The following is a 12,017-nucleotide window of genomic DNA, read 5'->3' on the forward strand; positions in this document are numbered from 1 at the left end:
TCTACTATTAGTATTCATAAGTACCACTCTAATTTGAAATAATTTTAAATAAGTATTTCATATTCTTTATTATACACTAATTTATTTAAAATGAATACCCTTTTTGATATTTGAAAAAATCCTTTTAAACTTCTGGTTTAGCCTGTACTATAGCTATTTCGTTTTTTTATGTAATACATTAAATCGACTTTTTCTAATTGAAAATACCTACCTATCATTCTCATTTAACTCTCAATTCGGCCCTCATGTTTTTTAATTAGCTCGTTACTTTTATTTACCCCCATTCCTTGTCAATAAACAAGATCTTGTTAATATATTTTCTTTAACAAAAAGCAAATTCCTCCTTTTTACAAGAAAAACCATTCTTTTAGCACATATAATTCCAAAAGTAAAAAAGGTAATTCAAAAGAATCAGCAATAAGGGAACAATCTACCATCCAAGAAGTTATAGATATTCAGTTTTCTGCAATAAATGCATAAGAAAGCGAGTTTGCCTGCAGTTTTTTATTTGCAAGACGTTCAGTTCAATTTCAGAAATCCACTCCATATCCCCCGACTGTCAGCCGAGGCTCCTAGCGGCAAGCGTCTGTGGGGGAGGAAAACCATATCTCCCTGTATTTTCTAAAAAAACATTCCAGTTGATTGGAATTGGAACGGAAGGTACGAGACTCCTGCGGGGAAAGCGTAGCCAAGGGATACCCCACATGCGCAAAGAGTGCCGCGGGCGGACCGCCCTCGGAAAGCGAGTGCCTGGAGTGGAAATCAACGCTCTATTTTAACAAACTCTCAAAAAACATTCAGTTGATTTCAGTGAACCGCTCCATATGCGCCGACTGTCAGCCAAGGCTCCTCGTCGCAAGCATCTAGCGGAGGCTCGGCTAGCGCGAGTTTTTCGGCTGGATTATCGCAAATTCCTTTAATATATTGAGGGTTACATCCTTAAAAAAAAGTAAAAATCGAAGGTTTACCAAGTCTTCTATTAAAAAAACATGGTTCGGGGTAAAACCATTCCGGACCTCCTTTCATCGACAAATTCTAAGAATAGACAGTTTCTCTCTCTCAATTTTTCTAAAAAAAGTTCCGGTTGTTTTCTGCTGTAGGCTGTAGCACTTTTACTTTTTCGTTAGCCTGAGCTGTTTTTTCGTCCGTTCACGCAATTTTTCTTCCTTTACCGTACTTGTTTCAACAAACTAAAAAGGACCGGTGAACAACCGGCCCTTTTTTCTCAAACTTCCATCTCTTTAAAAATATCCGTTTCCTGACCTGCATTCAAGCTTAGTACATCCTCTACATCTTGATAAGATTTCCCATAAAGGTCATCATCTTTGTAAGTATGGATTTCAGAATAAATCTCTTTCATGAAATCAAATACGTCTTCTTCATCAACAGATGGATTTGCCGGCCAATATAAGATTTCCATAGGGGTGTTCTCTTTGGTGGCAAGCGATTTTCTGCTGTAGGAAATCGAAGAAGCATGATGGAATCCTTCCCTTTTATAAAATTTCAGCCTTTTAAATGTATCATCATCATTTTCTTGTACTGGTTCGACTTCCAGCAAAATCGTTTTCTGCTTTTTTTGCAATTTTTGAATCAATTTCCTTCCTAGTCCCTGCCCCCTTGAATTCTTTGATACAAATAGGTAATCAACGAATATAAACTCTTCCCCTTCCACATACAATAAAACATGGTCGGGACCTTCATCCTTTTTATATATTTCCTGCTTATCTTCTAAAAGAACTTCTATATGTTCTTTGGACTTCATTTCTTCAATAGGGAAATACTGGTTTAATTTTTCATACCAATTCATAATTTAATCTCCTCATCTGCTAGTTTATACTTTCCAGATTTTTTCTTATCCACTACAATGGAACTTAAATAGCTTGAAAATATTAGGAGGGGTTTGGATGATCAGTTACTTTATCGACTTTTTTTTAGTCGCTGCTTGCGTTATTGGTATTACAGCTGTGAATGGCGTTGTGACGAATGGCATCGGCGAAAAATGGTTTGGCGGGAAACGTCACTCTCATATTTTCGATCAATCGAAACGAATTCAGTCAGGATGGAGTCAAGTTGGCGGGAATAAAAAGCGGTAATTCAGAGAGAAATTGGATGACCGGAAGGATATTCCTAGGTCATCCATTTTTTCATGGGGTATAGTCTACTCCCTTTGTATATCGATTTGCTGCATTCCATAATAAGTATTCATCAATACCATTATCATTCAATGCTTTTATTTGGGCTTCCACTTCTTCCTTACCATACCTTTGATAATTCCCCTCCCCTAAATATGAGGCAGTAAAATCTTGTAGCCAAGGTCTTGAAGTAGGTGGCGTTTTTAATTCCTTCAGCTTCCCGTTCTCCAATTTCGCATATTCCTTAACGAGATCATACGGCTCCAAATCAGGCTTATCGATACCAAAATAAGATGTCCAGTGACTTGGATAGATCATGGAGGAAATTACATCGACATTCTCAGAGATTTTTGTGAAGTTTTGCCCAATTCCGGGAGCTTCAGGCAATGTGGCAGCATATCCAAAAATATCCACTGATACTTCTACACCATATGGCTCCAGTTGTTTCCTCGCATAACTTACGAAATCCGTCACCGCCTGAACCCTTTTGGCTGTATGACTTACTTTCGCTTCATCATATTCACCGACATCATATTTCAAATCATCTTCTTTATTTTCGAATCCTTCGGGAAAACGGACATAGTCAAATTGAATTTCTTTAAAACCCATCTTTGCAGCTTCAATGGCAATACCGACATTATAATCCCACACCTCTTTTAAGAATGGGTTAACGAAAGCTTCCCCTCGACCATTCTTCCATATCTTTTCGTCATCTAAAAAAGACAATTCAGGCTTCTCTTTGGCCAGAAGGGAGTCTTTAAAAACGACTACCCTTGCAATCGGATAAATCTGTTTATCCTCCATTTTTTTCAGCATTGCCCTTGGATTTTTTATGTAGTCTTTACCAATCCCAGCATATGGAGAATCGGGATCTTCGGTTTGATACGTAACGTTCCCCAAGTCATCCTTAATATCAATGACCATCGCATTCAAATCGGTTTCATCTACATATTTAACAAGTTCATTCATTTTACTGCCACCCGCTGCAGGCCCTGTCACATATATTCCGCGCACAGCATCTGGATAGTCGAATTTCAACCCCGAATCAAAAACAAAACGCGGTACGCTCTCAGGCAAATCTTTATTTTCTAATGCTACCTGCCTGGTTTCGTTCATGCCTTCCGCATGAACTGGCTGTTGAATCAGGAATATGCACATACCTGTCATCAACCATTTACACATTGGTTTCATTTTCTCCACCTCATTCGCCATCAGTCATCAATATTCAACAAATATAATAAACCCCTTTCTTTAATACCACAAACAATTAATTTTACTCCTATATATTAAAAATAATTAAAAAACTCCGCCTTACAAAGTTTATATCTTAAAACCCATAGGTGGAAATACGTTCCTCGGCACTGTATTCCCTTGTATGTATCCTTCCCTAAAATCCTCTGCTCATAGTGAAATATAGTAAACGGTTTGATTTTCCTTGAGTCTTTCATTTCTTCCATAATCAAAAAAAGGAAACGGAAAATCCGTACTTTTGCTTGATTGCCGATTCGATTATACATTTAATATAAATAAATGCTAAAATACAGTTATAGTGGACAATTCGTATTCTCAGAATGGCATCGATACTGGACAAAACGTCCTTCCACAAGATTTAAATGAGCGTTCCCTTTCATGGGCTTCACGCACATTTCTTTCAAAGAAAGTGGATTCATTTTCTATTTATCCTTACAATAATGAAGAGCGAATATCCATTTATCAATAAACGCATTTAGAGGAGTGACTAGCAGTTGAAAAGGATTTTCTCCGGCATTCAGCCATCCGGTTCCGTTACTTTAGGAAATTATATCGGAGCCATGAAACAATTCGTTAACTTACAAAATGAATATGAATGTTTCTTTTGTATTGTTGACCAGCACGCAATTACAGTTCCACAAGATCGCCTTAAGTTAAGGAAAAGCATTAAAACTTTGGCCGCTTTATATTTGGCCATTGGTCTAGATCCTGAAAAGAATACCATCTTCATTCAATCAGAGGTACCTGCGCATGCTCAGGCAGGCTGGATTTTACAGAGTATATCCTATATTGGTGAACTTGAGAGAATGACCCAATTTAAAGACAAATCCGCTGGCAAGGAAGGGGTATCAGCAGCACTTCTTACTTACCCGCCGCTGATGGCTGCCGATATTCTCCTTTATGGTACGGATGTCGTTCCTGTCGGGGAAGATCAAAGACAGCATCTTGAATTGACACGCGATTTGGCTGAACGCTTCAATAAAAAGCACAATGATATTTTCAAAATCCCGGAAATCAGCCTTCCTACAGAAGGAGCACGTATCATGTCCCTTCAAGAACCAACCAAGAAAATGAGCAAATCTGATCCTAACAAAAAGGCAACGATTGCCTTATTGGATGATCCGAAGCAAATCGAAAAAAATATCAAGAGCGCAGTTACCGATTCCGAAGGTATTGTCCGTTACGATAAGGAAAACAAAGCCGGTGTTTCCAACCTGATGTCAATTTACTCCATCTTCAGTGGAAAAACCTATTCAGAAATCGAAGAGATGTATGAAGGCAAAGGTTATGGCGACTTTAAAAGTGATCTGGCTGATGTGGTACTTGGAGAAATCCTACCAATCCAGGAACGCTATAATGAATTGATTGATTCGCCTGAATTGGATGAAATTCTGGACCGCGGTGCAGAAAAAGCCAACATTGAAGCCAATAAAATGATTAGAAAAATGTATAATGGCATGGGACTTGGCAGAAAGAGATAAAAAAAGACGATCCTCATCGGATCGTCTTTTTTTGTTCATAATATCGATGGGCTATCGCCAGCTTCCACTTGCCAAAGCTTCTCAAAAAAAGGCTGCCCCTTCACCAAATTTTCACAAAGTTGAAGGTGCTTCTCTGACCAGCCCTCCTTCATTTCTTCATATAACTCCAGCCAAGCTATCTGAAAATCCATTTCTTGAATGCTTTCATATTTTTCAGGGGCCCATTCTGTATACCAATAGCGGATTTCAGCAGTATTTTTCGCCGTGAATAATTGGTCCATGGCCATGAATAGTAATTGCTTAAGCTGTCTTTCTTTTCTTGTCAACCCATTCATGAATAAGGGAGACGGCGACAAAATATGATATTCTTTCTCAGATGTAGGTTTTTCAGTAAAGGTGTAATCCATCTCATCATGGTTTTCTATCATGTCATAAACAATTTGTTCCTGCCGGGGAATTATTCTGCTTTTCCTGATTGGAATATGATACCCTATCGTATCAACAGCTAAAATTCCATTTCCATCAGTCACGATAAAACAATAGTCAAGCTGAATTCGTTCATGATTTTTCCTTGCATATGCTTTTTGATACACGTCATTCAGCAATGGCTTAGGTAATTCTGACAAGTCGTTTTCTATGTAGTGGAACAATGTTGATGACACTTTCAACAAAGGAACTTGATCTAGTAGTTCGATCCCATCATCCTTCCTCCATTCATGAAAATGACAAATATTATAGCCGTTTTCTTCTCCTTCAAACCAGTTAACCCATACATCATGAAGATATAACATCATTCATCCCTCACTTAAACAAATTTCTGTTTGTCAATCAGTATAGGCAGGAACCATACAATTTATTCCTATTCTAGAAAACAGATTAATAAAAAAAGAACGTATATATTAGCTATTTATTGATAAGAATTCTTCAGATTGAATAATGAATGATTTTTTCACAGAGAGTTTTTCGTAATTTTTTACTAGGTAATAGCCACTACAGTATCCAAGCATATATGGGTATCCTTTCGTTCCAAGCAGAAGCACATCATGAAGAGGGTCTGTACGCTTTATCATGTGCTTTTTCTCTAAATGTTTGCTCCAAAATTCTCGTAGTTTATCTTCCTGATATAACTTAGTCCATTTCGCTAAAAATTTTGTTCCTAAATATTTACCCACCGTTCGTTCCGCTAGCCCTTCCATGATCATCGTATCAAGGAGAGTAAATTCTTTTTGGTCCTTTTTCAAATGATGCAATCGGCAGACATGATGATATTCATGAATCAACAGGGCCTCCATTTCCTTTTCAGCTATACCCTTGTCGTAAAAAAGGAATAGTTTATCTTCAAATGCCAACCCTGACTTCGTTTCAACCGTTTTCTTCCATATCCCTGAAGACATGAGCGGAAAAATAAATATGGGAACATCAGGCCCTCCCCATAGTTTCTTATAAGATGTGAACAGGCTTTGTGTTTTTTCCCATACATTATTTTCTTTTAAGTTTTCCCATGTGAGTTTCGTTTTTTGATTCGGCGAATACATGCCATGCTTTAATAAATGATGATAAATCATATCCGCATCAAGCGTATTGTTGAATGTGCTTTTAAGTCTTTCCATCATCTGGACCGGGTGGTTGAAATCCTTCCTCATCCATTCATCAGTTGAAATGACTCCCATTTCCCATACACCTCCGCCTCTTTTGACTATCGTATGATTTAAAAAAGGTGAATGACACATTTTATATCCTGCATTTTCCCTTCAACACAAAAAGAGCAGATCTCAAAAGATCTGCTCTTCCTTCTGTTTGTTTTATTGATATTTCTTGAAAAGAATAGTAGCGTTATGTCCACCGAATCCAAGTGAATTGCTGATGGCGGCATTGATTTCGCCCTTCCTTGCTTGATTCGGGACATAGTCCAAATCACACTCAGGGTCTGGTGTTTCAATATTGATGGTTGGAGGCAAAATGCTGTCCCTGATTGCCTGAATCGTGAATATTGCTTCCACACCGCCTGCTGCCCCTAACATATGGCCTGTCATTGATTTAGTGGAACTTATTGCAAGTTTATTAGCATGGTCGCCAAAGACTTCTTTGACTGCCATCGTTTCATATTTGTCGTTGTAAGGCGTACTCGTTCCGTGGGCATTCACATATTGGATGTCTTCCGGATTCAAACCTGCATCCTCAATAGCAATTTTCATCGCTCTTGCCCCGCCTTCTCCACCTGGTGCCGGAGCGGTAATATGGAAGGCATCTCCAGTTGAGCCATAACCAGCTATTTCGGCATAAATCTTGGCTCCTCTATTCAATGCATGTTCAAGATCTTCCAGAACGATGATTCCAGCTCCTTCGCCGATTACGAAACCATCACGGTTAAGATCGAAAGGACGGCTAGCAGTTTGTGGATCAGGATTGGTCGATAAAGCAGTATTTGCACAGAATCCTGCAACCGACATTTTTGTGATTGGCGCTTCGGCTCCACCTGTGATCATCACATCGGCATCGCCACGTTGAATGGCTTTAAAAGCGTCACCAATTGAATTTGTTCCTGTTGCGCAGGCTGTTACCGTACATGAATTGATTCCTTTAGCACCCAGTAAGATAGATACCTGGCCAGCTGCCATGTCCGGAATCATCATCGGTACGAAAAATGGGCTCACCCGTTTATACCCTCTGTTTAAAAAGTTTTCATGCTGTGTCTCAAGAGTCTCCAGCCCGCCGATACCCGAACCGATCCAGACCCCGATACGTGCTGCATTTTCATCCGTTATTTTCAGCTCACTATCATTATAGGCCATAACGGATGCTGCAATTGCATAATGGGTAAAACGGTCCATCTTACGCGCTTCTTTACGATTAATATAAGTCTCTATATCAAAGTCCTTGATTTCAGCAGCCACTTTAACTGGGAATTCTTCAGCATTCAAACGAGTTAAAGGCCCTATTCCTGATTTCCCCTCGATTATATTCTTCCATCCAGTTTCTGCATCATTACCAACTGGTGAGATTGCTCCAATACCTGTTACAACTACACGACGATTAGTCATTAAAATGGCTCCTTCCTATTTTAAAGCTCTTACGTTTTGCTACTTCTTTTATTTACCCCACCTAAGAGCAATCGCTCCCCATGTAAGGCCACCACCAAAACCGACCATGACGATTAAGTCATTGTCCTTGATTCTTCCTGCTTCCATTTCTTCCACAAGGGCCATTGGAATTGACGCTGAAGAAGTATTTCCATATTTATGAACCGTTTTTGCCATTTTTTCAAGCGGGAGACCCAAGCGTTCTCTTGAGGCTTCCATAATGCGTATGTTTGCTTGATGCGGGACAAGCAGATCCACATCTTCTTTTGTCAAACCAGCTTTGTCCAAAACACCCAGGCTGGATTCCCCCATCTGACGGACAGCAAATTTAAATACTTCACGTCCATTCATATGAATGAAATCTCCTTCCTGTAATAAGTGCTTCCCGCCAGTTCCATCTGCGCCTAATTCAAAGGAAAGGACCCCTTTGCCTTCCGATACAGGTCCAAGTACAGCTGCACCCGCACCGTCACCAAAAAGTACAGCAGTATTGCGGTCTTCCCAATTGGTTACTTTCGAAAGTTTTTCAACACCGACGATCAACACATGCTTATATGCACCTGTCTTAATAAATTGCTGTGCCGTGATCATTGCATACATAAAACCGGCACACGCAGCACTTACATCCATTGCAGCTGCCTTCATCGCTCCCAATTTCTCTTGAATCATGCAAGCAACAGAAGGAAATGACTGATCAGGCGTAACAGTAGCTACAAGAATTAAATCTATCTCTTCAGCAGAAATTTCCGCATTTTTCAATGCAGCTTTTGCGGCCTCATAAGCCATATCTGATGTATCAATATCATCATTAGCAATTCTTCTTTCCTCAATACCCGTCCTAGTCCGGATCCACTCGTCGGAAGTGTCCATAATTTTCTCTAAATCCGCATTTGTAACGATTTTGTCGGGTAAGTAGCGGCCAAGCCCAAGTATTCCAGCATTCATCTTGCCATCCCCTTATATTTTAATGAGTTATTATAAGCATCTATTATTACCTGGTACTAATTTTATATAAAAAAACACTTCCTTGCAAGAGTTAACAATTTGAAAAGCTAAAGAAATCTCTTTCCGAAGTCGGACAAGCGCCTATGCCAGGGGAAATTGGGGACATACATTATAAATGAGATAGGAGGAATTTATTGTGGACATCTTCAATCGCAACAACCAGGGAACCCAGGATGATCATTTTTCGAATTTGATGTTTGGCAGGAAAGCTGAAGCTGAACCTGAAGCTGAGCAAGAGGAATCGACGGTTGATTACATGCAATTGATGGAGAGTGTTGAAACTTTGATGAGCTTATACAGTCAATACAAACCGGCCATCGATAAAATTAACCTGAACCCATTGATCGCCAAGTTCTTGAATAAAGAATAAAAAATAAGGCTGCCCTTTTACCCGGACAGCCTACCTTCAATTAACGCTGAGCATCTTGTTTTCCAAGCTCATAAGCTTCTTGCATCACGCTTTTAAAGAGCTCCATGAATGGCTCTGCCATCTCCATCGAGAATGGAATCCCGCTTGCTTCAAGCTTCGCTTTAGCTTCTGGGAAGTACTTCATGGCGATTCCCATAAATTCAAGAGTTTTATCTGAACTCATTTGCATTTCCCCCTATCTTTTGAATAACCATCAATTGATCATTGTGATGCCCAAATAAAGCTCAATATTATCATAATTCCACTTGTCCCTTTCGTAAAGGGCGCAAATATAAAATCATGAATATCTTTTGACGTTTATTCCTATCCTTGAACATTATAGTACAAGACATATAGGGTAGAGGCAAATATACAGTTTTGTCCTTTCCAAATAACGAAGCTTTCGGTTTTATATTTTCCTTCGAATTTAAGCATTAAGGTCCTCTCCCCGTTAATCACGCTTTCTCCACTCTTTAAGTAAATTTAATCTTTTATTATGTTTTCTTTGTAAAGCAATGCCTTCTTCCGGGTCCATTTTGCTGTGCACCTCAAATATTGATCCTTTATTGATTTTAGTTTTTGGTTGGGAAATGAATGAATCCATAGTTTCACCAAATATTAACTTGGCACATTTATTCCAATGATCATCAATACTGCTGCACAATTGGATGGCCCTATCGGAAGTGGAGGTAAGCACTGCTTCCAAATCATTCACAAAATCAGTGATGAAGAGGGCATCTCCGGTATATTCGTTAGCGATTGCCGCTTTGATATCTGACTGTCCAAGTTGATTGATTCCAGCTTCAAAGCTCATGCCTTCCGGTTGCCAAGGTCCATAAATCGTCGGTAAAAATATGATTTTAGCAGAATCAATTCCTTCGATCAAGTTTAAAATGGACTGAAAAATACTGACATCTCCTTCAATTGGCATGAAAATAACAAAATTCGGCGTTTGATTAGATCCATTTTTTTTGCATTTTTCAATGAAGTAAACGATTTCGCCTATAAGAAAATCGATTTTGCCCGTTTTTCCGCTTTGAATATCGTAACAAGATATGAAAACAGTGTCCTGCTGTGAAATATCCAATAATTTAAGTTTATTTATCGGAAAATATATATAGTTCGAACTTCTACCTATTTCAAGTTCCTTTTCTTCCATAATATATCGACTTGCTTCGGAATCAGCCCAATCAATTCCGATTACTTCTTCACCTTGGTTCAAAAAATATTGAGTTACATGGAATCCCACAAATTGATAAGTGCCAATGACAATGTATGTTTGCATAAATACAGCCTCCTCGTATGCCATCAAGCCCATTTCACTCGACACGTCTAGTTTTTTTAGATGCTGTATCGTATGCAAACTATTGTGAAAATATATCCATTCTCATAAAGACTCTTCATTCTCATTGAAAAACTTCTGTATTTGATAGGGGATTTTATAACGTTTTTCAGGCAATAAATAAGTCAGCTGCAAGTCTGCTTTCCTAGCCAGTTGGATTTCCCGATAAAGGGAGGCTTGCTCTTTCCGCATGCTTCCAAAAACCTGAATCACTTTCATGGGGATTTTCTCAGCGATCACTGTATCTTCAGTGTCCAGAATATGCTGTTCACATTCTGCCGGATCGAGCTCAAATGCAGCAGCGACCTCGGACAGCCACTTTTTATAGAAGAACTTATTTTCCTTTTCTTTCTCCAGTTGAGCTTTCAAGGAAAAAACCGGATCGATCAATACGACAGAGCGTATTTTATTTCCAAGTTCATTCATTAGCTTTAAGGCAAGGAGCGCGCCTGTCCCCTCTGCCAATATATGAACCCTTTGATTGACTATTTCTTTTTTCATGAAAAGGATATATAGGTTAAGGGAAAGGTCCATTGCTTTAGGGCTGCCCCAGTTGGCTCCGTGAAAATTGGATGAGAATAGCGTGTATCCGTATTCCTTTAAATATTCCAATATCCGCAACCTGCCAGGATGTTGCAGCCAAAAGCTGCTGTCTTTTTCGACAAAATGACTACGGTCTCCAATTACCATTACGGAAAAACCACTGGGCCGCTCTGGATAATAGATGATATTCCATTGGTCATCAATTTGAAAAGTTCGTTGTTCCATCGGTCTAACTCCTTTAAGGAATATTACTACTACTATATTAATTTATGACGAAAAATAGAAAGGGTTAGTGGTAACACCTAACTTCTTATCTTAAATTAACCAAGCTGGGATGGTTTTTTTTATTGAATCCCCAGAATTTCCCTTTTCACATGATTACCAACTAGACTGCCTGAAAAGTTCTCTTATGATTTAAGGTAATGAATTATTTAAAGGTTATTATTAAAAACACGTTTTAACTGTATATTAATTATGGTAAGATAAAAATGAATGTAGTGGAATGAGGTGAAATTCGATGCGTTATGCTTGGACAATTTTTTGGACATTCTTATTAGTGCATATGACTGTATATGTTGTTTCTTCCATGATCGGAGTTTCATACGATGCTGCGCAGGGGACGATTTTAGGAGTAGCTGCTGCTATCCTGATTTGCATCATCCCTGCTATCATGCCTGCTGGGCCAGCAAAAGACTCTCATCAACATTAAGAAACAAAAAGAGGACATCCTTTTAGGATGTCCTTTTTGTTATACCGTACTTTGCTTTCGGGTAA

13 protein-coding genes are annotated in these 12,017 nt (G+C 38.9%); 4 read left to right on the forward strand and 9 right to left on the reverse strand.

Annotated features, from left to right (window positions below; all coding sequences use genetic code 11):
- Window positions 1–1,225: 1,225 nt before the first annotated feature.
- A complete protein-coding gene (locus QUF94_RS20550; protein ID WP_289317461.1) occupies window positions 1,226–1,807 on the reverse strand; it encodes a GNAT family N-acetyltransferase in 582 nt (193 codons plus the stop codon).
- A gap of 97 nt (window positions 1,808–1,904) precedes the next feature.
- On the opposite strand from QUF94_RS20550, the gene QUF94_RS20555 reads away from it, so the two are divergent.
- Window positions 1,905–2,093, forward strand: a complete 189-nt coding sequence (locus QUF94_RS20555; RefSeq protein ID WP_289317462.1) for a hypothetical protein — start codon at window positions 1,905–1,907, stop codon at window positions 2,091–2,093.
- Between the two features lie 51 nt (window positions 2,094–2,144).
- On the opposite strand, the gene QUF94_RS20560 is transcribed toward QUF94_RS20555, so the two are convergent.
- Entirely contained in the window at window positions 2,145–3,290 is a 1,146-nt protein-coding gene (locus QUF94_RS20560) for a putative glycoside hydrolase (protein WP_289318457.1), read from the reverse strand.
- Between the two features lie 587 nt (window positions 3,291–3,877).
- Between QUF94_RS20560 and trpS the strand changes: the two genes are divergently transcribed.
- Complete coding sequence (trpS, locus tag QUF94_RS20565; protein WP_289317463.1) at window positions 3,878–4,864, forward strand: tryptophan--tRNA ligase; 987 nt, start codon at window positions 3,878–3,880, stop codon at window positions 4,862–4,864.
- Between the two features lie 35 nt (window positions 4,865–4,899).
- On the opposite strand, the gene QUF94_RS20570 is transcribed toward trpS, so the two are convergent.
- The 4 genes from QUF94_RS20570 to QUF94_RS20585 all read right to left on the reverse strand — a co-directional run bounded on the left by QUF94_RS20570 (window position 4,900) and on the right by QUF94_RS20585 (window position 8,889).
- On the reverse strand, window positions 4,900–5,655 hold the full coding sequence (locus QUF94_RS20570; RefSeq protein WP_034314514.1) for a YjbA family protein: 756 nt from the start codon (window positions 5,653–5,655) through the stop codon (window positions 4,900–4,902).
- Between the two features lie 108 nt (window positions 5,656–5,763).
- A complete protein-coding gene (locus QUF94_RS20575; RefSeq protein WP_289317464.1) occupies window positions 5,764–6,534 on the reverse strand; it encodes a DUF2268 domain-containing putative Zn-dependent protease in 771 nt (256 codons plus the stop codon).
- Between the two features lie 132 nt (window positions 6,535–6,666).
- Entirely contained in the window at window positions 6,667–7,905 is a 1,239-nt protein-coding gene (gene fabF, locus QUF94_RS20580) for a beta-ketoacyl-ACP synthase II (RefSeq protein ID WP_289317465.1), read from the reverse strand.
- 48 nt (window positions 7,906–7,953) lie between these two features.
- Window positions 7,954–8,889 (reverse strand): beta-ketoacyl-ACP synthase III, encoded by a 936-nt coding sequence (locus QUF94_RS20585; protein ID WP_289317466.1) that lies wholly within the window; start codon window positions 8,887–8,889, stop codon window positions 7,954–7,956.
- Between the two features lie 196 nt (window positions 8,890–9,085).
- Between QUF94_RS20585 and QUF94_RS20590 the strand changes: the two genes are divergently transcribed.
- Complete coding sequence (locus QUF94_RS20590) at window positions 9,086–9,319, forward strand: hypothetical protein (RefSeq protein WP_289317467.1); 234 nt, start codon at window positions 9,086–9,088, stop codon at window positions 9,317–9,319.
- A 40-nt stretch (window positions 9,320–9,359) separates the two neighbouring features.
- Here QUF94_RS20590 and QUF94_RS20595 read toward each other — a convergent pair whose 3' ends face one another.
- The 3 genes from QUF94_RS20595 to QUF94_RS20605 form a co-directional block, all read right to left on the reverse strand.
- On the reverse strand, window positions 9,360–9,542 hold the full coding sequence (locus QUF94_RS20595) for a ComZ family protein (protein WP_034314525.1): 183 nt from the start codon (window positions 9,540–9,542) through the stop codon (window positions 9,360–9,362).
- A gap of 267 nt (window positions 9,543–9,809) precedes the next feature.
- Window positions 9,810–10,643: a Rossmann-fold NAD(P)-binding domain-containing protein gene (locus QUF94_RS20600; protein WP_289317468.1), complete on the reverse strand. Its 834-nt coding sequence runs from the start codon at window positions 10,641–10,643 to the stop codon at window positions 9,810–9,812.
- A gap of 102 nt (window positions 10,644–10,745) precedes the next feature.
- Window positions 10,746–11,468, reverse strand: coding sequence for an alpha/beta fold hydrolase (locus QUF94_RS20605; RefSeq protein ID WP_289317469.1), 723 nt, complete (start codon window positions 11,466–11,468; stop codon window positions 10,746–10,748).
- A 292-nt stretch (window positions 11,469–11,760) separates the two neighbouring features.
- On the opposite strand from QUF94_RS20605, the gene QUF94_RS20610 reads away from it, so the two are divergent.
- Window positions 11,761–11,952, forward strand: coding sequence for a YjzD family protein (locus QUF94_RS20610; RefSeq protein WP_289317470.1), 192 nt, complete (start codon window positions 11,761–11,763; stop codon window positions 11,950–11,952).
- Window positions 11,953–12,017 lie beyond the last annotated feature (65 nt).

Origin of the sequence: Peribacillus sp. NJ4, from assembly GCF_030348345.1 — a bacterium.
Classification (GTDB): domain Bacteria; phylum Bacillota; class Bacilli; order Bacillales; family DSM-1321; genus Peribacillus.